Origin of the sequence: Pseudoxanthomonas sp. SORGH_AS_0997 (assembly GCF_031453535.1) — a bacterium.
GTDB lineage: Bacteria > Pseudomonadota > Gammaproteobacteria > Xanthomonadales > Xanthomonadaceae > Pseudoxanthomonas_A > Pseudoxanthomonas_A winnipegensis.
On record NZ_JAVIZI010000001.1, the window covers coordinates 3,362,312 to 3,385,434 of the forward strand.

At 69.7% G+C, this 23,123-nt stretch carries 19 protein-coding genes and 2 pseudogenes; 11 read left to right on the plus strand and 10 right to left on the minus strand.

The annotated features are described in order from the left end of the window. Positions 1-88: 88 nt before the first annotated feature. The 5 genes and pseudogenes from panE to QE438_RS14665 all read right to left on the minus strand — a co-directional run. Positions 89-947 (minus strand): annotated as a pseudogene (gene panE / locus QE438_RS14645) (2-dehydropantoate 2-reductase); the annotation flags it as partial. 102 nt (positions 948-1,049) lie between these two features. Beyond that, complete coding sequence (locus QE438_RS14650; RefSeq protein ID WP_306994648.1) at positions 1,050-2,084, minus strand: OmpA family protein; 1,035 nt, start codon at positions 2,082-2,084, stop codon at positions 1,050-1,052. 113 nt (positions 2,085-2,197) lie between these two features. Continuing rightward, positions 2,198-2,830, minus strand: a complete 633-nt coding sequence (locus tag QE438_RS14655; protein ID WP_306994646.1) for a DJ-1/PfpI family protein — start codon at positions 2,828-2,830, stop codon at positions 2,198-2,200. 9 nt (positions 2,831-2,839) lie between these two features. Continuing rightward, on the minus strand, positions 2,840-3,646 hold the full coding sequence (locus tag QE438_RS14660; RefSeq protein WP_306994643.1) for an ABC transporter permease: 807 nt from the start codon (positions 3,644-3,646) through the stop codon (positions 2,840-2,842). Beyond that, positions 3,643-4,611, minus strand: a complete 969-nt coding sequence (locus QE438_RS14665; protein WP_130520337.1) for an ABC transporter ATP-binding protein — start codon at positions 4,609-4,611, stop codon at positions 3,643-3,645. Before QE438_RS14665 ends, QE438_RS14660 begins: the two co-directional genes overlap by 4 nt. Before the next feature lie 139 nt (positions 4,612-4,750). Here QE438_RS14665 and QE438_RS14670 point away from each other — a divergent pair, with 139 nt between their 5' ends. The 6 genes from QE438_RS14670 to QE438_RS14695 all read left to right on the plus strand — a co-directional run bounded on the left by QE438_RS14670 (position 4,751) and on the right by QE438_RS14695 (position 9,905). Beyond that, a complete protein-coding gene (locus QE438_RS14670; RefSeq protein WP_306996268.1) occupies positions 4,751-5,449 on the plus strand; it encodes an FAD-binding oxidoreductase in 699 nt (232 codons plus the stop codon). Positions 5,450-5,602: 153 nt separating this feature from the next. Beyond that, complete coding sequence (locus QE438_RS14675) at positions 5,603-6,244, plus strand: hypothetical protein (protein WP_130520341.1); 642 nt, start codon at positions 5,603-5,605, stop codon at positions 6,242-6,244. Beyond that, the gene (locus QE438_RS14680) at positions 6,241-6,435 is read left to right on the plus strand and encodes a helix-turn-helix transcriptional regulator (protein WP_130524148.1); all 195 of its coding nucleotides are present in this window, start codon (positions 6,241-6,243) and stop codon (positions 6,433-6,435) included. The genes QE438_RS14675 and QE438_RS14680 overlap by 4 nt, the downstream gene beginning before the upstream one ends. 88 nt (positions 6,436-6,523) lie before the next feature. After that, a complete protein-coding gene (locus QE438_RS14685) occupies positions 6,524-7,984 on the plus strand; it encodes an alpha/beta hydrolase (RefSeq protein ID WP_306994639.1) in 1,461 nt (486 codons plus the stop codon). Continuing rightward, positions 7,981-8,727, plus strand: a complete 747-nt coding sequence (locus QE438_RS14690; RefSeq protein ID WP_306994637.1) for an ATP-binding cassette domain-containing protein — start codon at positions 7,981-7,983, stop codon at positions 8,725-8,727. Before QE438_RS14685 ends, QE438_RS14690 begins: the two co-directional genes overlap by 4 nt. Further along, on the plus strand, positions 8,724-9,905 hold the full coding sequence (locus tag QE438_RS14695; RefSeq protein WP_306994635.1) for an ABC transporter permease: 1,182 nt from the start codon (positions 8,724-8,726) through the stop codon (positions 9,903-9,905). The genes QE438_RS14690 and QE438_RS14695 overlap by 4 nt, the downstream gene beginning before the upstream one ends. Positions 9,906-9,972: 67 nt before the next feature. Here the strand turns inward: QE438_RS14695 and QE438_RS14700 are convergent, their stop codons facing one another. From QE438_RS14700 to rpmH, 5 genes are all read right to left on the minus strand, one after another. After that, on the minus strand, positions 9,973-11,010 hold the full coding sequence (locus QE438_RS14700) for an energy transducer TonB (protein WP_306994633.1): 1,038 nt from the start codon (positions 11,008-11,010) through the stop codon (positions 9,973-9,975). A gap of 86 nt (positions 11,011-11,096) precedes the next feature. After that, positions 11,097-12,446 (minus strand): tRNA uridine-5-carboxymethylaminomethyl(34) synthesis GTPase MnmE, encoded by a 1,350-nt coding sequence (gene mnmE / locus QE438_RS14705; RefSeq protein WP_306994631.1) that lies wholly within the window; start codon positions 12,444-12,446, stop codon positions 11,097-11,099. A gap of 621 nt (positions 12,447-13,067) precedes the next feature. Continuing rightward, positions 13,068-14,825, minus strand: coding sequence for a membrane protein insertase YidC (yidC, locus tag QE438_RS14710; RefSeq protein ID WP_307184103.1), 1,758 nt, complete (start codon positions 14,823-14,825; stop codon positions 13,068-13,070). A 14-nt stretch (positions 14,826-14,839) separates the two neighbouring features. Continuing rightward, positions 14,840-15,280, minus strand: coding sequence for a ribonuclease P protein component (gene rnpA, locus QE438_RS14715; RefSeq protein ID WP_130520356.1), 441 nt, complete (start codon positions 15,278-15,280; stop codon positions 14,840-14,842). Positions 15,281-15,373: 93 nt separating this feature from the next. Beyond that, complete coding sequence (rpmH, locus tag QE438_RS14720; protein WP_014162171.1) at positions 15,374-15,514, minus strand: 50S ribosomal protein L34; 141 nt, start codon at positions 15,512-15,514, stop codon at positions 15,374-15,376. 222 nt (positions 15,515-15,736) lie between these two features. Between rpmH and dnaA the strand changes: the two genes are divergently transcribed. The 5 genes and pseudogenes from dnaA (at position 15,737) to QE438_RS14745 (ending at position 23,077) form a co-directional block, all read left to right on the plus strand. Then, on the plus strand, positions 15,737-17,077 hold the full coding sequence (gene dnaA / locus QE438_RS14725) for a chromosomal replication initiator protein DnaA (RefSeq protein ID WP_130520358.1): 1,341 nt from the start codon (positions 15,737-15,739) through the stop codon (positions 17,075-17,077). Between the two features lie 288 nt (positions 17,078-17,365). Then, positions 17,366-18,469 carry a DNA polymerase III subunit beta gene (gene dnaN, locus QE438_RS14730; protein WP_130520359.1) on the plus strand — a complete coding sequence of 368 codons (1,104 nt, stop codon included), beginning with the start codon at positions 17,366-17,368 and terminating at the stop codon, positions 18,467-18,469. Between the two features lie 75 nt (positions 18,470-18,544). Next, positions 18,545-19,627 (plus strand): DNA replication/repair protein RecF, encoded by a 1,083-nt coding sequence (recF, locus tag QE438_RS14735; protein WP_306994622.1) that lies wholly within the window; start codon positions 18,545-18,547, stop codon positions 19,625-19,627. 118 nt (positions 19,628-19,745) lie between these two features. Beyond that, positions 19,746-22,215, plus strand: a pseudogene (gene gyrB / locus QE438_RS14740) (DNA topoisomerase (ATP-hydrolyzing) subunit B). Positions 22,216-22,219: 4 nt separating this feature from the next. After that, positions 22,220-23,077, plus strand: coding sequence for a type II CAAX endopeptidase family protein (locus QE438_RS14745; RefSeq protein ID WP_228257805.1), 858 nt, complete (start codon positions 22,220-22,222; stop codon positions 23,075-23,077). Positions 23,078-23,123: the final 46 nt, after the last annotated feature.

Below are 23,123 nucleotides of genomic sequence, written 5' to 3' on the forward strand. Positions count from 1 at the left end.
CGCGAAGGAGTCAGGTGAGCTGCGCGGCGTAGACCTGCAGGTGGATCCAGGCCGTGTCCAGGCGCGGCACGCGCAGGCCGAAGTGGGCGGCGCGATGGGCCATGTCGCCGACGATGTGCGCGGCTTCCACGCGCTGGCCGGCCTGCAGGTCGCGCAGCATCGAGGCGGTCAGCGACGAGCCGGGCTGGGTGAGCACCTCCAGCATCGAGGCCTGCGCGGTCTCGGGCACCTTGGCGCCCGCCGCGGCGGCCACGTCCAGGCACTCGCGGTACAGGCCAGTCATGAAGTCGCGCCCGCCCTCGCAGGCCACGATCGCACCGACGCTACCGCGCATCAGGCAGGTCGCCCCCGCCAGCGCGGTGAGGAAGCTGTACTTGGTCCACTGCGCCACGGCGATGTCGCTGCGCGCCTCGTACTGCACCCCGGCCTGCGCCAGCACCGCGGCCAGGGCCTGCACGCGCGGTGTGTCGCCGCTGCCGTCACGCTCGCCGAAGGTGATCGAGGCCGCCTTGCCCAGGTGCACGATCTGGCCCCGATCGCCCTTCATCGCACTGATGAAGCAGAGCCCGCCCAGCACCCTGTCCGCGCCGAAGCGCGCATCCAGGGCCGCGTAGTGCAGCAGGCCGTTGAGGATCGGCAGCACGGTCGTGTCCGGGCGCGACCGCCGGGGCGATGGCGTCGAGCGAGCTGTCCAGGTCGTAGGCCTTGCAGCTCAGCAGCACCAAGTCGAAGGGCCGCTGCGCCGCCAGTGCCGGCAGCGCTTCGGCGGTGACGCAGGCCACGGCCAGGTGCGCGTCGCCCAGCGGGCTCTCGATCACCAGCCCGTCGCGGGCCAGCTGCTCGGCGCGCGCCGGGCGCACCAGGAAGGTCACATCGACCCCCGCCTGCGCCAGGCGACCGCCGAAATAGCCGCCGGTGCCGCCGGCCCCCAATACCAGGATGCGCATGCCTTGCCTCTTACTCGGTCAACGGCAGGCATGTAAGCACGCAGGCGCGTGCTGCGCCATCGCGCGCGCCTGCGCCGAAGGCGGCGCAGGCGGACGTTGCGGTCACTGCTTGACCAGCTCGACCCGGCGGTTGCTGGCCTTGCCGTCTTCGCTGCTGTTGTCGGCCACCGGGTCGGCCTGGCCGAAGCCGGCGGCTGACAGGCGCGCGGCCTCCACGCCCTGCGCGGTCAGCGCGGCCACCACCGCCTTGGCCCGGCCTTCGGACAGCGCCTTGTTGTGCGCCGCCTCGCCGGTGTTGTCGGTGTAGCCGTTGACGGCCAGCTTCAGCGCCGGATCGTCCTTGAGCAGCTGCACGACCTGGGCGATCTGCGGCTGCGAGTCGGGCAGGATCTCGGTCTTGTCGGTGGCGAAGTTGACGTGCAGCGCGACCTTGCCGGCCTTGTCGATTTGCGCCTTCAGCGCGCTGGCCGGCAGCAGGCCGGCGGTGATCTGCAGCGGCTTGGTCTCGGCGATCAGCAGCCCGGCGCCGAACTGATAGCTGCACAGGTGGATCCAGATGTCGCGGTCGGCGCGATGGACCACGAACACCTGCGCCGGGTTGTTGTAGATGTCGCCCAGGCCATCGACGAAGCGTGAGGCCGGATCGCCGCGCCAGGTCTTGAGCTGGTCGAGGGCCGCGGTGGGGATCTGGCCGTCGAAGATCTTGCGGCCGCCCATGGCCGCCACCGCGGCCTCGATGTTACGGGTCAGCTCCAGCTGCGAGAACGTCTTGTCCTGGACCGCGCTGACGTTGGTCCACCAGATCCTGCCTTCCACCGGCTCGAGCCGGTCGCCCGTCCACAGCGGCACCTGGTCGAACTCGGCCAGCTCCGCCTTGTTGGTCGGCACGTAGCCATCGGGCAGCTTGAGATAGGGGAAGTCGCCCAGCGCCACGCTCGACACCGGCAGGCTGGCCGGATCGAAGCCCTTGGCCACGGCCGGCGCGGTGTCCTTGGCCGCGGCGGGCGCCGAATCGGCGGGTGCGCTCGCCGCGGGCGCGGCGGCGTCCTGCGCCGAGGGCGGCTGCGGCTGCGGCTTGCACGCTACCAGCGCCAACGCGCCGCTCAGCACCGCCACGGTCATGACCACCTGCCTCATGTCGCACTCCTTCGCCTGGGGATGGCCGGCAAGTGTAGTGCGCCGCGGTGGACCGCCGCACCGGCCGGGCGTGCGTCGAGGACGCGGGTCCCCCATGCCGCCAGCGCCGGGAATCAGGATGCGCGCGCGGACTCCCGGTGGGAAACACCGCTGTCCTGCCACGCATAGTCCATCTGCCGCGCGGTCGCCTGCGCGAGCTCCTCGCCGCACAGTCTGCGCACCAGGTGCAGACTCATGTCGATGCCGGCCGAAATACCAGCCGAGGTGACAATGTGGCCGGTATCGATCCAGCGTGCGTCATCGCGCACCAGGACGCGGGGGAAGCGCGCGCGCAGCTCGTCCAGGTCTTCCCAGTGCGTGGTCGCCTCGCGCCCTTCCAGCAGGCCGGCCGCGGCCAGCAGGAAGGCGCCGGTGCAGACCGAGGCGACGATGCGCGCGTGTGCGGAAGTCGCGGCGATCCAGTCCAGCACCTCGGACCGATCCAGCTCGGCCTCGACCACACCTCCGGGCACCAGCAGCACATCCAGAGGCGGAGCATCGCGCAAGGCATGCGGCGCGATCAGCGCCATTCCCGGCCGGCTGCGCACCGGCCCGGACGTGCTGGCGATCAGCACCACTTCAAGGCGCGGGGTGGCGTCGTGGCCACGCGCCTGGAGGCGTGCGGCGGTGGTGAACACCTCGTAGGGCCCGGCCAGATCCAGGACTTCGACGTCGTCAAACGCATAAATGCCGATCCGCAGTGTCATCGCCAATCCTCAGCTGCGCAGCCCCACGCCGCGCTTGAGCAGGTAGAGGCCCAGCGCGGCCAGGGCGACGACGAAGCCCAGCATCAGCGCATAGGCCACCCACAGCGGCACGTCCGAGCTGCCCAGCAGGCCGTAGCGGAAGGCGTTGACCATGTAGAAGATCGGGTTGAGGTGCGTGGCCGCCTCGGCCCAGCCCGGCAGCAGCTTGACCGAATAGAACACGCCGCCCAGATAGGTCAGCGGGGTCAGGATGAAGGTCGGCACGATGGCGATGTCGTCGAACTTCTTGGCATAGGCCGCGTTGACGAAGCCGGCCAGCGAGAAGATGGTCGCGCCCAGCAGTACCGTGCTCAGCGTCACCAGCGGATGCGGCACGCGCACCGGGGTGAAGAACATCGCGATCGCCAGCACGATGGCGCCGACCATCAGCCCGCGCAGCACCGCACCGGCCACGTAGCCCAGCAGGATCACCCAGTTGGGCATCGGGCTGACCAGCAGCTCCTCGACATGGCGCCCGAACTTGGCGCCGAAGAAGCTGGAGGAGATGTTGCCGTAGCTGTTCTGGATCACGCTCATCATCACCAGGCCCGGCACGATGAACTGCATGTAGGAGAAGCCGCCCATGTCGCCGATCTTCGAGCCGATCAGGCCGCCGAAGATCAGGAAGTACAGCGTCATCGTGATCGCCGGCGGCACCAGGGTCTGGCCCCAGATGCGCAGGATGCGGGCGATCTCGCGGCGGGTGATGGTCCACAGCGCGGTCAGGTTGCGGCGGGCGTTGCTGGTGGTCGACACCAGGGTCGGGGTGCTGCTCATGCGGAGGTCTCCTGCGCGGCGGCGGGCGCAGCGGTCATGCGAACGAACAGCTCTTCGAGCCGGTTGGACTTGGTGCGCATCGAGCGCACGCGGATGCCGGCCTCATCGAGCGCGTCGAACACGCGGTTGAGTTCCATCTGCCGCGGCATGTCCAGGTCCAGCGTATGCGGGTCGGCGGCCAGCAGCGTGGCGCCCTCGATCACCGGCAGCTGCGCGGGCAGCTCGCCGTCGATGTCCAGCAGGAAGCCCTCCACGTCCAGCTGCGCCAGCAGCGCGCGCATCGGGCCCTGCTGGACGATGCGGCCGTGGTTGATGATCGCCAGGTTGCGGCACAGGCTCTCGGCTTCCTCCAGGTAATGGGTGGTGAGGATGATCGTGGTGCCGGCGGCGTTGATCTCGCGCAGCGTCTTCCACATGCCGCGGCGGATCTCGATGTCCACCCCGGCGGTGGGTTCGTCCAGGATCAGCAGGCGCGGGCGGGTCATCATGGCGCGGGCGATCATCAGCCGCCGCTTCATGCCGCCGGAGAGCGTGCGGCTCATCAGGAAGGCCTTGTCCCACAGCTGCGCGCGCTTGAGCTCCTCCTCGGCGCGCGGAACGGCCTCATCGCGCGGGATGCCGTAGAAGCCGGCGTAGTTGACCAGGATGTCGAAGGGCTTCTCGAACAGGTTGAAGTTGATCTCCTGCGGCACCAGGCCGATCAGGCGCATGGCCGCGTCGCGGTGCGCGACCAGGTCGGTGCCGAACACCTGCACCTGCCCGGAGGTCTTGTTGACCAGCGAGGAGATGATGCCGATCAGCGTGGACTTGCCGGCGCCGTTGGGCCCGAGCAGGGCGAAGAAATCGCCGGGCTCCACGCTCAGCGACACGCCCTTGAGCGCTTCGACGCCGTTGTCGTAGCGCTTTTTCAGATCGACGATGGACAGCGCCGGCACGGGACCGGCGACAGGGGAGAGCGAGGTCATGGAAGGCCTTGGCGCGGGCGTTGAGCCCGCATGACAGACAGAGCCCTATTATAGGTGCCCCGCCCCGGCAGCCCGGGCATCACACCGTTCCAACGCCTTGGCCATCGCGCAGTTTCCGCTGGAATTCATCGCCCGCCGCATGCTGGCCCCGAGCGTGGGCCATTACGTGTTCCGCCGCGCCGACCAGGCCGCGCTGGATTTCATCCCCGGGCAGTTCATCCAGGTGCACTTCACCATGGCCGACGGCAGCGCGGCGCGGCGCAGCTATTCGCTGGCCAACGTGCGCACGCCCGGCGCGGCGGCCGACGGCACGGTGGAGATGGCGGTGAGCTATGTGCCGGGCGGAGCGGCCACGGCGCTGTTCGAGGCGCTGACGCCAGGCCAGGTGGTGCAGGCCAGCGGGCCGTTCGGCCGTTTCACCCTGCAGCCGGGCGATGCCAACGCGCGCTATGTGCTGATCGCCACCGGCACCGGCGTCACGCCGTACCGGGCCATGCTGCCGGCGCTGGCCGCGGCCATGGCCGGGCGCGGCGTCGAGGTGGTGCTGCTGCAGGGCGCGCGCACCCTGGGCGAGCTGCTCTACCACGACGAGTTCGCCGCCTTCGCCGCCGCGCACCCGGGCTTCTCCTACCTGCCCTGCCTCTCGCGCGAGCAGCAGGACGGCGCGCACCACGGCTATGTGCAGCAGGCCCTGCCGGGCATCGCGCCCGACCCGGCCCGCGACATCGCCTACCTGTGCGGCAACCCGGACATGGTCGACGCCTGCTTCGAGGCGCTGAAGGCCCACGGCCTGCCGATCCCGCAGATCCGTCGCGAGAAGTACGTCAGCTCGAAATAGCGCCCGGCCGCGATGTAAAGCGTGCTTGACACGGCGCCGCTGCCGCGCGCAGGATGGTGTCAACCTTCCTTGACATCGCGCTTCGCATGGACACCGCTTCCGTTGCACGACCGCGCCAGGCGCGCCGACTCCCGCCACAGGCCGGGCACGCCGATGAATGACCAGACCACACCCCCGCCGCGCTCGCTGCGCTGGCGCCTGCCGCTGATCGCGGCCCTGGCCGCCGCGGTGGCGGTGCTGGCGCTGGTGCCGGGCCTGCTGCCCACGCTCAGCGCCGAGGGGCGGCAGACGCTGCTGGGCATGGCGGCGGGCATGGGCACCGCGCTGGCCGTGCTGCTGCTGGTGTTGCTGATCCCTGGTGCCCGCCGCACCTATTTCCTGCTGCTGGAGGCCCGCGAACAGGGCGCCTGCGCCGACCGGCGCGTGCGCTGGTTCAGCGGCATCGCCCTGGCGCTGTACGTGCTGCTGGTGCTGCTGGCACGCTGGGGCGTGCCGCAGACCGCCTCGCCGCTGCAGGTGCTGGTCCTGGGCGCGCTGCCGCTGCTGGCGATGGGGCTGTTCGTGGCGGCCACCGTGCTGCGCCTGCGCCAGCTGGACGAGCTGATGCGCAAGCTGGAGGTGGAAAGCTGGGCGCTGGCGGCGCTGCTGGTCTCGCAGGGCTATTTCGCCGTCTGGCTGCTGCTGCGCCTGGGGCTGGTGCGGATCGACGCCGGCAACGCCCTGCTCTGGGTGGGCGTATGGCTGATGGTGGTGCAGCTGGTGGTCTACACCTGGCAGCTGCGCAAGTACCTGTGAACAGCCGCGTGCGCGAACTGCGCGAGGCGCGCGGCTGGTCGCAGGCGGTGCTGGGCGAGCGCCTTGGCGTGTCGCGCCAGACCATCAACTCGATCGAGACCGGCAAGTACGACCCCAGCCTGCCGCTGGCCTTCCAGATCGCCCGGCTGTTCGGCGAGCCGATCGAGGCGATCTTCCTGTTCGAACCGTAAGCGGCGCCGCACCCGGTCACATCAGCCGACGCCGCGCGTCATGTCAGCATCCACATCCGGACCACGGATGCCTTCCAAGGAGAGTCCCATGCAACAACGATGGTGGTGGCCAGCCCTGCTGCTGGCGGCCAGTGTCCCGGCGGCGCAGGCGCGCACGCTGGGCACGCTGGAGTTCAAGCCCTGCACGCTCAGCGCGCCGCTGATGCCCGCCTCGGTGGAGGCCCAGTGCGCCACGCTGCAGGTGCCGGAGAACCGCGCCGCGCCGGGCGGACGCAAGATCGCCCTGCGCATCGGCTGGGTGCCGGCGCAGAACGACACCTCGGCCGAGCCCGATCCGGTGTTCATGCTGGCCGGCGGCCCGGGCCAGTCGGCGCTGGATACCTATCCGCAGCTGCAGACCGCCTTCGCCAAGGTCAACGCCAAGCGCCACGTGATCCTGGTCGACCAGCGCGGCACCGGCGGCTCCAATCCGCTGCAATGCCCGCAGCCGGACAAGGCGCAGGACATCGACACGCCCGATGCCGCCGGCGCCTATGCGCGCAGCTGCCTGGCGCAGCTGGAGAAGAAGGCCGACCCGCGCTTCTACACCACCGGCGATGCGATCGCCGACCTGGATGCGGTGCGCCAGGCCATCGGCGCGGCCAAGATCGATTTGGTCGGCGTGTCCTACGGCACGCGCGTGGCCCAGCAGTACGCGGCCACCTATCCGCAGCACACGCGCGCCATCGTGCTCGACGGCGTGGCGCCCAATTCGCTGGTGCTGGGCAACGAGTTCGCGCAGAACCTGGAAAGCGCGCTGGACCTGCAGTTCGCCCGCTGCGCCAACGACAAGGCCTGCGCCGACAAGCTGGGCAACCCGCGCCAGCGCCTCAACGCGCTGATGCAGACCCTGCGCACGCAATCACCGACGGTGAACTTCCGCGACCCGGTCACCGGCGCGGCGCGCCAGGAAACCCTGCACGCCGGCGATGTGGCCGGGCTGGTGCGCATGTCGGCCTACATGCCGCTGATGACCGCCACCCTGCCCCTGCAGTTCGCCGAAGCCGCGCAGGGCCGCTACGACACGCTGGCCGCCACGGCCAGCCTGATCGGCGGCTCGCTCTCCGATTCGATGGCCATGGGCATGCAGCTGTCGGTGATCTGCGCCGAGGACGGCAGCGAGCTGGCGCCCGATCCCAGGCAGGACGGCTCGCTGCTGGGCAACGCCATCGTCGAGGGGCTCAAGGCGCAGTGCGCGGTGTGGCCCAAGGGCACGCGCGCGGCGAACTTCCGCAAGCCGCTGTCCACCGATGTGCCGGCGCTGCTGCTGAGCGGCCAGTTCGATCCGGTGACCCCGCCGCGCTACGGCGCGGAAGTCGCCAAGTCGCTGCCCAACGCGCGCCACCTGGTGCTCAAGGGCCAGGGCCACAACGTCATCGCCGTGGGCTGCACGCCGCAGCTGCTGGGCCAGTTCCTGGACAAGGCCGACGCCAAGTCGCTCGACGCCACATGCCTGGACCGCCTCACCGACACCCCGCCCTTCACCGGCTTCTACGGATGGGACCCATGATCGCCCTGCAGAATCTCCACAAGACGTTCCAATCGAAGAAGACCGTGGTCAAGGCCGTGAGCGGGGTGGACTTCACCGCCGCCGACGGCCAGATCACCGGCCTGCTCGGTCCCAACGGCGCCGGCAAGACCACCACCCTGCGCATGCTCTACACGCTGATGCAGCCCGACCAGGGGCAGGTGTTGATCGACGGGGTGGACGTGGCGGCCGATCCGCAGGCGGCGCGGCGCGCGCTGGGCGTGCTGCCCGACGCGCGCGGCGTGTACAAGCGCCTGACCGCACGCGAGAACATCGCCTACTTCGGCGCGCTGCACGGGCTGGACAAGGCCACCATCGCCGCGCGCACCGAGCGCCTGGCGCACGCGCTGAACATGACCGACTTCCTGGACCGGCGCACCGAGGGCTTCAGCCAGGGCCAGCGCACCAAGACCGCCATCGCCCGCGCGCTGGTGCACGACCCGCGCAACGTGGTGCTGGACGAACCGACCAACGGCCTGGACGTGATGACCACCCGCGGCCTGCGCGAATTCCTCAAGCAGCTGCGCGGCGAAGGTCGCTGCGTGGTGTTCTCCAGCCACATCATGCAGGAGGTGGCCGCGCTGTGCGATCGCATCGTGATCATCGCCAAGGGCACGGTGGTGGCCGCCGGCACGCCCGATGAACTGCGCGCGCTGTACGGCCGGGACAACCTGGAGGACGCCTTCGTCGAAGCGATCGGTTCGGAGGAGGGCCTGCTGGCATGAACAGTCTCAAGACCCTGTGGGTGGTGATGCGCAAGGAGTTGCTCGACTTCTTCCGCGATCGCCGCACCGTGGCGCTCTCGCTGCTGCTGAGTCCGGTGCTGGTGCCGGTGCTGCTGATCGGGCTGTTCACCCTGACCGAGAACCGCATCCGCGACCTGACCGACAAGCCGCTGGAGCTGCCGGTGATCGGCAAGCAGCACGCGCCCAACCTGATCGCCTGGCTGGAAGGCCAGAACGTCACCATCGTCGATCCCCCGGCCGATGTTGCCGCGGCCATCGCCGAGCAGAAGGCCGACGTGATCCTGCGCATCGGCGATGACTACGGTGAGAAGTGGCGCAAGAGCCAACCGGCGCCGGTGGAGGTCCTGAGCGATTCGACCCGGCAGAACGCCGAGGTGCCGGTCAAGCGCGTGCAGGCCTTGCTGCGCGCCTACAACAGCCAGGTCGGCGCGCTGCGCCTGCTCGCGCGCGGCGTCAGCCCTGCGGCCGCCGCGCCGCTGCAGATCAGCGACACCGACATGGCCTCCGAGGAAGCCAAGCGCGGCCGGCTGGTGGGCGTGCTGCTGCCGTATCTGCTGATCCTCAGCGCCTTCATCGGCGGTGCCTACCTGATCATGGACGGCACCGCCGGCGAGCGCGAACGCCAGTCGCTGGAGCCGCTGCTGGCCACGCCCGCCCCGCGCGGCGCGGTGGTCAGCGGCAAGGTCGCCGCGGCCTGCGCGGTGGCACTGCTGTCGCTGGCGCTGACCTTGCTGATGTTCAAGCTCACCGCGGTGATCTCGCCCACGGTCGGCCGGCAGATGGCGGTGAGTTTTTCCACCATCGCGCTGCTGCTGCTGATCCTGATGCCGATGGTGTTCATCGGCACCACGCTGCTGACCTACCTGTCGGCCACGGCCAAGAGCATGAAGGAAGCGCAGAGCCACATGAGCTGGCTGATGCTGCTGCCGATGCTGCCCTCGATCGTGCTGATGGTGAACCCGGTCAAGACCCAGCTGTGGCAGTTCGCCGTGCCGTTCCTGGCGCAGAACCAGCTGATCCTGAAGGTCGTGCGTGGCGAGGTCGTCTCGCCGGCGCAGTGGGGCATCTATCTGGGCGCCAGCTTCGCCCTGGCCGGGCTGATGTGGTTCCTGGCGGTGCGCCGCTACCGCGGCGAGCAGCTGGCGATCTCCGGCTGAGCCTGCATCGCCCGCAACGAACAAGGGCCGGCAATGCCGGCCCTTCTTCTTGCGTTGCCGGGCGCGCTCAGCCCGGGTTGAAGGCGATCGTGCGGCGCGTGGTGCTGGTGGCACCGGTGGGCTCGAACTTCCAGCGCTTGACCGCGGTCAGCGCGGCGCGATCGAACACGCGCGGCGGCGTGGCCTGGACCACGCGCACGTTGCTGACATCGCCATCGCCGCCGATGGTGATCTCCACCACCACCTGGCCGCTGGTGCCGGCGCGCAGCGCATCCATCGGATAGCGCGGCGGCGGCGCACTGAGCAGGCGCCGCTCGCCGCTGGAGGCGGCCGACGCGGACGAGGGCGATCCCGATGGCTCGGCGGGCGCTGCCGCAACCGGGGCCGGACGTTCGGCGGCGGCCTGCGGGCGCGGCGCCGGCGCGGACGCCGGTGCGGCCGGCGCATCGCGGGTGTTGTCCTCGCGCGCGGCGCGCGGCTGGGCGGCCGGCGCCTGCGCTGCCTGCTTCTGCTGGGCGGCCTGTTCGGCCAGGCGCTGGGCCTCCCTGGTCTTGGCCTCGGCGGCGGCCTTGGCCTTGGCCACCTCGTCGCTGCTCTGCTGGGCCAGCAGCTTCTCGCCGGCCTCGGTGGCCGCCGCCAGGCGTGGCAGGGACGGCGCGTTCGGATCGGCCTTGCGGATCAGCGCCTGCAGGCGCCGGGCCTCGTCGAAGTCCTTGCGGCCGATGCTCTGCTCGGCGGCGATCACCGTGTAGGGCATGAAGTCGGTCAGCGCACTGGTCACCGCCGGATCGTCGGGCTGCTTGTCGCGCAGGGCCAGGTAGTACTCCACCGCATTGTCGCCAGCCGGTGCGTACAGACGGTTCTGGCCGATCGCACGCGTGGCGGCGGCGCGCAGATCGTCGGTGCTCATGGCCTGCACGCTGGCCGCCACCGCGCCCTTGGGCGCGGCATCGGCGGCGATGGCCTGCGCGGCGCTCTGCGGGTCGGCCGGCGGCGGCGTGCTGGCGGCCGGCGTGGAAGCAGGCTGCTGCGAGCAGGCGGCGAGCAGTCCCAGCAGCGCAACGGCGGCCACGGGCCGCAGGGCGGTCGGTGTGAGCTTGGACATCGATGGTTCCCCTGAAGGGTCCGCATGGCGCAGACCAAGTGGCGAAACTCGCGTCAAGCGCCGCGGTTGTCAACTGCCCGGGCGGGTCACTTGCCGATGCAGAACGTGGAAAAGATCCGGCCCAGCAAGGCGTCGGGCGAGATCCTGCCGGTGATCTCGCCCAGCGCGTCGTGGGCCAGGCGCAGTTCTTCGGCGGCCAGCGCCAAGGATTCGTGATCGAGCTCGCGTTTTGCCAGCGTCGCGTGCTCGCGCGCGTCTTCCAGCGCCTGCACGTGGCGGGCACGCGCCGAGAATTCGCCTTCCACTGCGGCGCCGGCCTGGCCAAGCGCCAGGGCCTGCAGACGCGCGACCAACGCGTCGAGACCAGCGCCGGTGCGCGTGGACAGCGCCAGCGCGTCCTGCTCCAGGCGCGGCGCGTCGGGCAACAGGTCGAGCTTGTTGTGCAGCCACAGTTTGGGCGTGGCCGGATCCAGCACATCGGCCACCGCGGCGCGGCCGGCCTGCGGATCGCGCGCGTCGAGCATCACCAGCGCCACATCGGCGCGGCGCAGTTCGTCGCCGGCGCGGCGCATGCCCTCGCGTTCGATCGCATCGCCGCCCTCACGCAGACCGGCGGTGTCGACCAGGGTCAGTTCGACGCCGTCGATGCGGATCACTTCGTGCAGCGTGTCGCGCGTGGTGCCGGCGGTGTCGGTGACGATGGCGCGTTCGCGCCCGGCCAGGGCGTTGAGCAGCGAGCTCTTGCCGGCGTTGGGCGGCCCGACGATCACCACGTGCAGGCCATCGCGCAGCCGGCGACCGCGCTGGGCTTCGTCCAGCAGCTGTTCGAGATCGGCCAGCAGCGCCTGCACGCCGGTATGCACGGCCGCGCCGCCCAGGGTCTCCAGCGGCTCGTCGGCGAAGTCGATCGCCGCCTCCACGTGGACCCGCAGCCGCAGCAGCTGCTCGGCCAGCGCTTCGACGCGGCGCGAGAACGCGCCATCGAGCGAACGCCGCGCCGCACGCGCCGCGCGCGCGTCGCCGGCGGCGATCAGATCGGCCACCGCCTCGGCCTGGGCCAGGTCGAGCTTGCCGTTGAGGAAGGCGCGTTCGGAGAACTCGCCCGGCCGCGCCTGGCGCGCACCCAGCGCGCAGGCGCGCGCCACCAGCGCACGCAGCACCACCGGACTGCCGTGCGCCTGCAGTTCGACCACGTCCTCGCCCGTGAAGCTGGCCGGCGCGACGAAGGCCAGCGCGATGCCATCGTCGATCACCTCGCCCGCGCCATCGACGAAGCGCGCGTAGCGCGCCTGCCGCGGCGCCAACTCGCCCGCGCCCATCGCCTGGGCGATCTGCCTCGCACGCGGGCCCGACAGGCGCACGATGCCCACCCCGCCCGCGCCCGCCGCAGTGGCCACGGCGGCGATGGTGTCGATGTGCGGGAGCGATGCGTGCATGGCGTGCGGATTCGATGAGGACAGTGCGGCGCCCGGCATCGTGCCCGTGCCGCCGCGCAAAAACAAAAAAGGCATCGCCGGAGTGCGGAGGGCACGCGTGTTGATGACATGAGCGCGGTGGTGTAGAGCGGACTTCGCCGAGCAGCCTCGACCCGGCCGGGCGCGGCTCCTCGGCTCGGTCCGCAATTCCTGGCCCGCTCTCCACACATCCGCCAGGGTCGAGGCTTTCGCGGCGGATAGACCAGGGCTCCTTCCGACCCGAAGGCGTCGAGCAAGCGCTCTGCCCCCTCCCTTTCGCCGAAGGCGAAGGGGAGGGCCGGGGTGGGGTGCTGTTGCTCTTGCTTCGGTGGGTTGCCCGGTAAAGCCCCGACCCCTCCCCATCCCTCCCCTGCGCTGCGCGCAAGGGAGGGGGCCTCAAGTCGATGCCTTCCCGTTGCTGATCGCGTTGGTTGGGAGGGAGAGGCTTGAACGACCGCGCAAACCGAAGCGTTGTGACTTGACGCGAGTCGCCCCTGCCCATCCGAAGCCGCAACGCCCGCACGCCGCGATCCATCACCGTGAGAGAGACAAAACAAAAGCCCGCCGAAGACGGCGGGCTTTTGTGGTGAAGCGTCGAGCGACTTACTTGCGGACCGTCTTGTCCGGCTTGTCGCTTTCCGGCTTGCCCAGCGAGGGCTGGCCGTGGACGCGGCCCATCCACCACTGCTGCAGCAGGCCCAGGCTGCCGTTGGTCACCCAGTACAGCACCAGGCCAGAGGGGAAGAAGGCCATGGTCGCGCCGAAGATCAGCGGCATGAACTGCATCATCTTGGCCTGGGTCGGGTCCATGCCCGTGGTCGGCGAGAGCTTCTGCGTCAGCCACATCACCAGCACGTTGAGCACCGGCAGGATGAAGTAGGGATCGCGCGCGGTGAGGTCGTGGATCCACAGGATCCACGGAGCCTGGCGCAGCTCGACCGACTCGTTGAGCACCCAGTACAGGCACAGGAAGATCGGCATCTGCACCAGGATCGGCAGACAGCCGCCCATCGGGTTGATCTTCTCCTTCTTGTACAGCTCCATCATGGCCTGCTGCAGCTTGGCCCGATCCTCGCCGTAGCGCTCCTTGAGCTGCTGCATGCGCGGCTGGAACTTGCGCATCTTGGCCATCGACTTGTACTGGGCCGAGGACAGCGGGAACAGCACCAGCTTGACCACCACCACCAGGCCGATGATCGACCAGCCCCAGTTGCCGAGCAGATCGTGCAGATGGCTCAGGATCCAGAACAGGCCCGAGCCGATCACCGCCAGCGGCGCGAAGCGGCTGTAGTCCACCGCGCTGTCTAGGCCGGGGATGCCGGAGGCCTTGATCGCCTTGACCAGCTTCGGGCCGACCCACAGCCGCGCATCGGTGGTGCCGGTCTGGCCCGGCGCCACGGTCAGGCTGGGGCCGGTCTCGCTGACCAGGTAGCGGCGCACGCCGCCGACGGTGCGCTCATCCAGCGACACCAGCGCCGGCTGCTGCGGATCGGGCACCCAGGCGCTGAGGAAGTGATGCTCCAGCATCGCGATCCAGCCGCCCTTCATGTCCTGGTTGAGCTTGCCGTCTTCCAGGTAGTCGTCGCCGAACTTGCGGCGCTCGTAGGCCCCGCTGGCGGTGCGCCAGGCGGCGCCGACCAGGCTGAAGGCGTGCGGGTTGGTGATGCCGCCCTTGACCGGCGGCGGCGGCGTGCGCTCGAGCTGGCGATAGATCACCGCCGTCCACGGCGCGCTGCCGGTGTTGGTGACCTGGTCGGAGACGCCGATCAAGTAAGAGCCGCGGGTGATGGTGAAGGTGCGCACGATGCGCACGCCGTTGCCTTCCCAGACGAAGGGAATGCGCAAGCTGTCCTGGCCGCTGGCCAACACGTAGTCACGCTGCGGCTGCTCGGGGCGGAACACCGCGCCCGGGCCCGGCGCGGCGCTGCCCTGGCTGGTCCAGGCCAGGCCGGCGGTGTAGAGCTGGGCGGGGTTCTGGTTGAACAGTTCCACCGGCGGCGCGCCGGGATCGCGGCTCTGCGGGTACTGCAGCAGCTGCGCGCGCAGCACCTTGCTGCCGTCGATGACCAGCTTGAGCGTGTCGGTGGTGACGGTGACCTGGGTCGAAGCCGCGGCCGGCGCGGCGGCGGCGGAATTGGCCGGTGCGGTCGTGGACGCGGCGGTGCCGGGCGACGGCGTGGTCGCCAGCCCCTCGGTGCTGGGCACGCCGCTGCCGCCGGCATCGGCCGCGGGCGTCGTCGTGGCGGCCGCCACCGGGGTGGCCGGATGGTCCTGGGCGGTCTTCCACTTGCCCCACTCCATCCACAACAGGGTCGCCACCATCAGCCAGGCGAAGATCAGGAAAACACGGGTCTGGTTCATGGAAGCAGGCAGTCTCAGCCGGTTGCAGCGTCCGGCGTGGAAAGGGAAGAGGAGGGGCGCGCTGGCGCGGGGCGCATTGTGCCGCCCGCATCCGGGGCGGGCAACGCGCCGGCGCGCTGCAGCAGCTGATCGAAGGCCGCGCGCAGCTGCGCGGCCGAGGCCTGCGCGGCCGCCGGGCGTGCCACCAGCACGTAGTCGCCGGCCGGCAGCGCCAGGCGCAGCGCACGGAAGTGGTCGCGCAGCACGCGCTTGATGCGGTTGCGTCCGACCGCGCGCTTGTCGACCTTGCGCGAGACCGCCAGGCCCAGGCGCGCCTGTTCGCCACCGGCCGCCAGGTGCAGGGCGATCAGCGGCGTGGCGTGGCGGCGGGCGAGGCCGAAGACCCGGGTGTACTCGGCCGAGGTGCGCACGCGCGCCCGGCGGGGAAAGGTCTTGGACGAAACGTCAGGACTCATGGCACGACAAAGCCCGCGCCGTTGCGCGGCGCGGGCTTGGTGTGCAAACGCATGCTGTGATGACCGGCCGCGCGCCAGGCGCGGCGCGAGACATCAGGCGCAGAGCGTCTTGCGGCCCTTCGCGCGGCGACGGGCGAGGATCTTGCGACCGTCAGCGGTCTTCATGCGGGCACGGAAGCCGTGGTCGCGCTTGCGCTTGAGGTTGCTGGGCTGGTAGGTGCGCTTGGTGGCCATGGGGCACTCTCAGGCGATAAGGGGTGGAAAGAACCGGAAATTCTACGGGGCGGCCAAAGCGCACGTCAAGCTTGCGTGTGCCCGGCCTGTGGATGGAACTGTGGATGAGCGGTGGTCGGACGGTGGGCAAAGCGGACGACGTGGTACCCTGCCCGACCCTCTTTTCCACGTGCCGTCGGGCTGCGCGAGCTGGCCCGGCGCTGGATGACCGATCTCTTAAAGATGGATGCCTGGCCCCGCTGCCTAGAACGCCTGGAAGCCGAACTGCCGGCCGAAGATGTCCACACCTGGCTCAAGCCGCTGCAGGCCGAACAGCGTCCCGACGCGGTCGTGCTCTATGCGCCCAACGCCTTCATCGTCGACCAGGTGCGCGAGCGCTACCTGCCGCGCATCCGTGAGCTGATCGACCATTACGCCGGCTTCGACCAGGTCTCGCTGGCGGTGGGCTCGCGGGCCAAGGCGGCCGAGCCGGCCGCCGCCTCGGGCAACGGCGCGAGCGCCTCGCTGACCACCGCGGCCACCGCGCCGGTCGAGCCCTTCGCCGGCAACCTCGATACCCACTACACCTTCGACAACTTCGTCGAAGGGCGCAGCAACCAGCTCGGCCGCGCCGCTGCCTGGCAGGCCGCGCAGAAGCCTGGCGATCGCGCCCACAACCCGCTGCTGCTGTACGGCGGCACCGGGCTTGGCAAGACGCATCTGATGTTCGCGGCCGGCAACGAGATGCGCCGGCAGAACCCGGCCGCGCGCGTGCTGTACCTGCGCTCGGAGCAGTTCTTCAGCGCCATGACCAAGGCGCTGATCGAGCGGACCATGGATCAGTTCAAGCGCCGCTTCCAGCAGGTCGACGCGCTGCTGATCGACGATATCCAGTTCTTCGCCGGCAAGGACCGCACCCAGGAAGAGTTCTTCCACACCTTCAACGCGCTGTTCGACGGTCGCCAGCAGATCATCCTGACCTGCGACCGCTACCCGCGCGAGGTGGAGGGCCTGGAGCCACGGCTGAAGTCGCGCCTGGCCTGGGGCCTGTCGGTGGCCATCGACCCGCCCGACTTCGAGACCCGCGCGGCCATCGTGCTGTCCAAGGCGGCCGAGCGCGGCACCCACATCCCCGACGATGTGGCCTTCCTGCTGGCCAAGAAGATGCGCTCCAACGTGCGCGACCTGGAAGGGGCGCTCAACACGCTGGCCGCGCGCGCCAACTTCCTGGGCCGGGCGATCACGCCGGAGTTCGCACAGGAAACCCTGCGTGACCTGCTGCGCGCCCAGCAGCAGGCCATCGGCATCCCCAACATCCAGAAGACCGTGGCCGACTACTACGGCCTGCAGATCAAGGATCTGCTGTCCAAGCGCCGCACCCGCTCGCTGGCGCGCCCGCGCCAGGTGGCCATGGCCCTGACCAAGGAGCTGACCGAACACAGCCTGCCCGAGATCGGCGATGCCTTCGCCGGACGCGACCACACCACCGTGCTGCACGCCTGCCGGCAGATCCGCACGCTGATGGAGTCCGACGGCAAGCTCAAGGAAGACTGGGACAAGTTGATCCGCAAGCTCAGCGAGTGAGCGGGCGGGCCCCGCGGTGGCTATGCTGTGCGGGTCGCCGCATTCATGGAATATCCGGTGGGCGGTAGGGGGTCGAAGCTGTGGATAAGGCGTGGATCGATTTGACGATGAAAGTTGTCCACAGTTTTTCCCGCAGCAAACCGACACGCCATCCACCGGGTTTCAATCGAATAAAAACGAGGCTGATCAATAGGTTAGATCGGTTTTCCCGGAAATCCGCGGCAACCATCACCATCAGCTTTTAAGATTTATACACTTCTAAAAACCTAGAGCACCGGGACACCCACGATGCGTTTCAGCCTGCAGCGAGAAGCTTTCCTCAAACCCCTGGCGCAAGTGGTCAATGTGGTGGAGCGTCGTCAGACCCTGCCCGTGCTGGCCAATTTCCTGGTGCAGGTGAACAACGGCCAGCTCTCGCTGACCGGCACCGACCTGGAGGTCGAAATGATTGCGCGCAGCGCGGTCGAGGACGCCCAGGATGGCGAAACCACGATCCCGGCGCGCAAGCTGTTCGAAATCGTGCGCGCCCTGCCCGATGGCAGCCGCATAACCGTCAGCCAGACCGGCGACAAGGTCAGCGTCGCCGCAGGGCGCAGCCGCTTCACCCTGGCCACGCTGCCGGCCAACGATTTCCCGTCGGTCGACGAGGTCGAGGCCACCGAGCGCGTCACCGTGCCGGAAGCGGCGCTGAAGGAGCTGATCGAGCGCACCGCCTTCGCCATGGCCCAGCAGGATGTGCGCTATTACCTCAATGGCCTGCTGTTCGACCTGCGCGATACCTCGCTGCGCTGCGTGGCCACCGACGGCCACCGCCTGGCGCTGTGCGAATCGGGCCTGGAAACCGGCGGTAGCCTGACCAAGCGTCAGATCATCGTCCCGCGGAAGGGTGTGACCGAGCTGCAACGCCTGCTGGAAGGCGGCGACCGCGTGCTGGAGCTGGAAGTCGGCCGCAGCCACATCCGCGTCAAGCGCGACGATGTCACCTTCACTTCCAAGCTGATCGACGGCCGCTTCCCCGACTACGAGGCGGTGATCCCGATCGGCGCCGATATCGAGGTCAAGCTGGACCGCGAGGTCCTGCGCGCCGCCCTGCAGCGCGCCGCGATCCTGTCCAACGAGAAGTACCGCGGCGTCCGCGTGGAACTCTCGCCCGGCCAGCTCAAGGTCAGCGCGCACAATCCCGAGCAGGAAGAGGCGCAGGAAGAGATCGAGGCCGACACCAAGGTCGAATCGCTGGCGATCGGCTTCAACGTCAACTACCTGCTCGATGCCCTCTCGGCCCTGCGCGACGAGCACATCGTGATCCAGCTGCGCGATGCGAACTCCTCGGCGCTGGTGCGCGAGGCCGGCAGCCAGCGTTCGCGCCACGTCGTCATGCCGCTGCGCCTCTGACGCAGTGCTGTTCCACGTGAAACACGATGCGACGCCCGGAGTTTTCCGGGCGTCGCCGTTTGGGAGCGTTCGACCTTGGACGTGACGCGGCTGGTCGTGGGCGGGCTGCGCCGGTTCGAACGGGTTGAGCTGGCGCCTGCCCAAGGCCTGAACCTCATCACCGGCGACAACGGCGCCGGCAAGACCAGCCTGCTCGAAGCCCTGCACCTCATGGCTTGGGGGCGCAGCTTCCGGGGCCGCGTGCGCGACGGGCTGATCCGGACCGGCAGTGACGCGGTCGAAGTCTTCGTCGAATGGACTGAGGCCGGCAACGAGCGGCTGCGCAAGGCCGGCCTGCGCCACAGCGGTCAGGAGTGGCAGGGGCGCCTGGACGGCAACAACGTGGCCCAGCTCGGCGATCTGTGCGCCGCGCTGGCCGTGGTGAGCTTCGAACCGGGCAGCCATGCCCTGGTGACCGGCAGCGGCGAGCCACGACGGCGCTTCCTGGATTGGGGCTTGTTCCACGTGGAACAGGACTTTCTGCCGACCTGGCGGCGCTACAACCGCGCCCTCAAGCAGCGCAACGCCCTGCTGAAGTCCGGCGGCAGCCTGGCCCAGCTGGACGCCTGGGATGCGGAGCTGGCCGATGCCGGGGAAGCGGTGACCGCGCACCGCCTGGCCTACCTCGACCGTCTGCAGACGCAGCTCTCGGAGGCCGCGGACGCGCTGGTGCCCATGCTGGGGCGTGCACAGCTGGCTTTTGCGCCCGGCTGGAAGCGCCAGGAGCTGTCGTTGGCCGACGCGCTGCTGGTGACGCGCGATCGCGACCGGCAGTTCGGCCATACCGGCGTGGGGCCGCATCGCGCCGACTGGCGCGTCGACTACGCCGCCCTGCCCCAGCGCGAGACCCTGTCGCGCGGCCAGGCCAAGCTCACCGCCCTGTCCTGCCTGCTGGCCCAGGCGCAGGACTACGCCGTCCAGCGCGGGGAATGGCCGGTGATCGCGCTGGACGACCTCGCCTCGGAGCTGGACCGCCGCCACCAGCAGCGCGTGCTGGACCGGCTGCTCGGCAGCGGCGCCCAGATCTTCCTGACCGGGACCGAGCCGCCGGCCGGGCTCGGAGAACGCACGCCCGGGGCCTGGTTCCACGTGGAACACGGCGCGGTCGCGCCTCGCTAGGACAGGAGCCATCAGGGGGCCAACCCCGGCCAATGCTATAATTCGCGTCCTTTCCCAGTGCCGGTCGCGCCTGCGCATGCTGCGTGGCGGACCGGCCGTGCAGGCAATCGACACGCGAATGACCGAGCAGAACCCGCCGACCACTCCCGGCCAGAACGGCAACTACGACGCCAACAGCATTACGGCCCTGGAAGGCCTGGAGGCCGTGCGCAAGCGCCCCGGCATGTACATCGGCGACGTGCACGACGGCACCGGCCTGCACCACATGGTCTTCGAGGTCGTCGACAACTCCATCGACGAGGCCCTGGCCGGCCACGCCGACCATGTCGCGGTGACCATCCACGCCGACGGCTCGGTGTCGGTGTCCGATAACGGGCGTGGCATCCCGGTCGGCAAGCACGCGCAGATGAGCGCCAAGCTGGGCCGCGAGGTCTCCGCCGCGGAGGTGGTGATGACCGTGCTGCACGCCGGCGGCAAGTTCGACGACAACAGCTACAAGGTCTCCGGCGGCCTGCACGGCGTGGGTGTCAGTGTGGTCAACGCGCTGTCGGAAAAGCTGCTGCTGGACGTGTTCCAGAACGGTGCCCACTACCAGCAGGAATTCAGCAACGGCGCGGCGGTGGCCCCGCTGCAGCAGCTGGGCGAGACCACCAAGCGCGGCACCACCGTGCGCTTCTGGCCCTCGGTCGTGGCCTTCCACAACAACGTGGAATTCCACTACGACATCCTGGCCCGGCGCCTGCGCGAGCTGTCCTTCCTCAATTCCGGCGTCAAGATCGTCCTCGCCGACGAGCGCGGCGAAGGCCGCCGCGACGATTTCCACTACGAGGGCGGCATCCGTAGCTTCGTCGAGCACCTGGCCCAGCTGAAGACCCCGCTGCACCCCAACGTGATCTCGGTGACCGGCGAGCACAACGGCATCACCGTGGAGGTGGCGCTGCAGTGGACCGACTCCTACCAGGAGACGATGTACTGCTTCACCAACAACATCCCGCAGAAGGACGGCGGCACCCACCTGGCCGGCTTCCGCGGGCGCGCTGACCCGCGTGCTCAATACCTACATCGAGCAGAACGGCATCGCCAAGCAGGCCAAGATCAATCTGACCGGCGACGACATGCGCGAAGGCATGATCGCGGTGCTGTCGGTGAAGGTGCCCGACCCCAGCTTCTCCAGCCAGACCAAGGAAAAGCTGGTCAGCTCGGACGTGCGCCCGGCTGTCGAGAACGCCTTCGGCGCGCGCCTGGAGGAGTTCCTGCAGGAGAACCCGAACGAGGCCAAGGCCATCGCCGGCAAGATCGTCGATGCCGCCCGCGCCCGCGAGGCCGCGCGCAAGGCGCGCGACCTGACCCGCCGCAAGGGCGCGCTGGACATCGCCGGCCTGCCCGGCAAGCTGGCCGACTGCCAGGAGAAGGATCCGGCGCTGTCCGAGCTGTTCATCGTCGAGGGCGACTCGGCCGGCGGCTCGGCCAAGCAGGGCCGCAACCGCAAGAACCAGGCGGTGCTGCCGCTGCGCGGCAAGATCCTCAACGTCGAACGCGCGCGCTTCGACCGCATGCTCTCCTCCGATCAGGTCGGCACGCTGATCACCGCGCTGGGCACCGGCATCGGCAAGGACGAGTACAACCCGGACAAGCTGCGCTACCACCGCATCATCATCATGACCGACGCGGACGTGGACGGCGCGCACATCCGCACCCTGCTGCTGACCTTCTTCTACCGGCAGATGCCCGAGCTGATCGAGCGCGGCCACGTCTATATCGGCCTGCCGCCGCTGTACAAGCTCAAGCAGGGCAAGCAGGAGCTGTACCTGAAGGACGACGCGGCGCTCAACGCGTACCTCGCCAACAGCGCGGTCGAGGGCGCCTCGTTGATTCCGGCCACCGGCGAGCCGCCGATCTCCGGCGAAGTGCTGGAGCGGCTGCTGATCCTCTATGCCAACGCGCGCGAGGCGATCGGCCGCAACGCCCATCGCTTCGACACCACGCTGCTTGAGGCGCTGATCGACGCCGCGCCGGTCGATGCGCTGGTCGGCCTGGCCGACGATGCCCTGCGCAGCGAACTGGGCAAGCTGGAAGCGGCCCTCAACAGCAGTAGCATCGGTAGTCCTCGTTACACTCTGGAACTGCAGCCGGCCAACGACCAGCGTCCTGCGGCCCTGCTCTCGCATCGCCGCCACATGGGCGAAGAGCTGACCCAGGTGCTGCCGCTGTCCTCGTTCGAGACCGGTGAACTGCGCGCGGTGCGCGATGTCGCAGCCCAGCTGTACGGCCTGGTGCGCGAGGGCGCGCAGATCCAGCGCGGCACCCGCAGCCAGGAAGTCTCCAGCTTCGCCCAGGCCCAGGCCTGGCTGCTGGAGGAAGCCAAGAAGGGCCGCCAGATCCAGCGCTTCAAGGGCCTGGGCGAAATGAACCCCGAGCAGCTGTGGGATACCACGGTGAACCCGGACACGCGCCGCATGCTGCAGGTGCGGATCGAGGACGCGGTCGCCGCCGACGAGATCTTCAGCACCCTGATGGGCGATGTGGTCGAGCCGCGGCGCGAATTCATCGACGCCAACGCCCTCAAGGTCACCAATCTCGACATCTGACGCCGTGACGAACGCGCGCACGGAGGCGCCCGCCCTGCCCGGCGCCCCACCGCCGCTGCCCGCGGCGGCGGTCCCGGCTCCCCTGCCCCTGGCGTCCGCGCTGCGCCGGTTCGGGCTGGAAGTGCTGATCATGGGCGTGCTGTTCGCCCTGCTCTCGCTGGTCGGCGCGGTCGCCTGGGGCTTCTGGCGCGGGCTGATGCTGGCCATCCACGGCACGGCGCCGGCCGATGCGGCGGCGATGATGCAGGCCATCGGCCGGCCCGGCCCGCTGGCGGTGATGGCCATGAGCGTGCTGTCCGTCGGCGGCACGGCGCTGCTGGCGATGGCTTGGCGCGCGCCGGCGCGCAAGGGCGAGCGCCAGGCCGCCGCCGCCGCCCTGCGCCGGGTCCCGACCTGGCTGCTGGTGCTGTTCACCGCCGCGGCCACGATCACCTGCAGCATCGTCGGGGCCCAGCTCGCCGCCGCCTTCCAGGAGACCCTGCAGCCGAGCAATCTGGAGCTGGTGCGCGGCACCGTGGGCCGCCATCCGCTGCTGCTGGTGCTGTTCGCGGTGGTGCTGGCGCCGCTGTACGAGGAAGTGCTGTTCCGGCGGGTGCTGTTCCGGCGCCTGTGGCGCGACGGCTGGCCGCGCCTGGGTATGGTGCTCAGCGGCGTGCTGTTCGCCCTGATGCATGAGCCGCCGATCCTGGGCGGCAAGCCGCTGATCGCCGCCGCGCCGCTGTGGCTGGTCTACACCGGCATGGGCATCGCGTTCGCCTGGGTTTACCGGCGCACCGGCTCGCTGTGGGCCGCGGTGCTCGCGCATGCGCTCAACAACGCCTTCGCCATCGGCATGCTGCTGCTGTTCGGGATCGATGCCTGAGTGTGCCGCGCTTGACAAGGGCGTCACCCGACGCCGGCAAGACTCC

Excerpts from the sequence above, each read along its gene's own strand:
- QE438_RS14650 (WP_306994648.1), bottom strand. The coding sequence starts at position 2,084 with ATGAGGCAGGTGGTCATGACCGTGGCGGTGCTGAGCGGCGCGTTGGCG.
- QE438_RS14655 (WP_306994646.1), bottom strand. The coding sequence starts at position 2,830 with ATGACACTGCGGATCGGCATTTATGCGTTTGACGACGTCGAAGTCCTG.
- QE438_RS14660 (WP_306994643.1), bottom strand. The coding sequence starts at position 3,646 with ATGAGCAGCACCCCGACCCTGGTGTCGACCACCAGCAACGCCCGCCGC.
- QE438_RS14665 (WP_130520337.1), bottom strand. The coding sequence starts at position 4,611 with ATGACCTCGCTCTCCCCTGTCGCCGGTCCCGTGCCGGCGCTGTCCATC.
- QE438_RS14670 (WP_306996268.1), top strand. The coding sequence starts at position 4,751 with ATGCTGGCCCCGAGCGTGGGCCATTACGTGTTCCGCCGCGCCGACCAG.
- QE438_RS14675 (WP_130520341.1), top strand. The coding sequence starts at position 5,603 with ATGAATGACCAGACCACACCCCCGCCGCGCTCGCTGCGCTGGCGCCTG.
- QE438_RS14685 (WP_306994639.1), top strand. The coding sequence starts at position 6,524 with ATGCAACAACGATGGTGGTGGCCAGCCCTGCTGCTGGCGGCCAGTGTC.
- QE438_RS14690 (WP_306994637.1), top strand. The coding sequence starts at position 7,981 with ATGATCGCCCTGCAGAATCTCCACAAGACGTTCCAATCGAAGAAGACC.
- QE438_RS14695 (WP_306994635.1), top strand. The coding sequence starts at position 8,724 with ATGAACAGTCTCAAGACCCTGTGGGTGGTGATGCGCAAGGAGTTGCTC.
- QE438_RS14700 (WP_306994633.1), bottom strand. The coding sequence starts at position 11,010 with ATGTCCAAGCTCACACCGACCGCCCTGCGGCCCGTGGCCGCCGTTGCG.
- mnmE (WP_306994631.1), bottom strand. The coding sequence starts at position 12,446 with ATGCACGCATCGCTCCCGCACATCGACACCATCGCCGCCGTGGCCACT.
- yidC (WP_307184103.1), bottom strand. The coding sequence starts at position 14,825 with ATGAACCAGACCCGTGTTTTCCTGATCTTCGCCTGGCTGATGGTGGCG.
- rnpA (WP_130520356.1), bottom strand. The coding sequence starts at position 15,280 with ATGAGTCCTGACGTTTCGTCCAAGACCTTTCCCCGCCGGGCGCGCGTG.
- rpmH (WP_014162171.1), bottom strand. The coding sequence starts at position 15,514 with ATGGCCACCAAGCGCACCTACCAGCCCAGCAACCTCAAGCGCAAGCGC.
- dnaA (WP_130520358.1), top strand. The coding sequence starts at position 15,737 with ATGGATGCCTGGCCCCGCTGCCTAGAACGCCTGGAAGCCGAACTGCCG.
- dnaN (WP_130520359.1), top strand. The coding sequence starts at position 17,366 with ATGCGTTTCAGCCTGCAGCGAGAAGCTTTCCTCAAACCCCTGGCGCAA.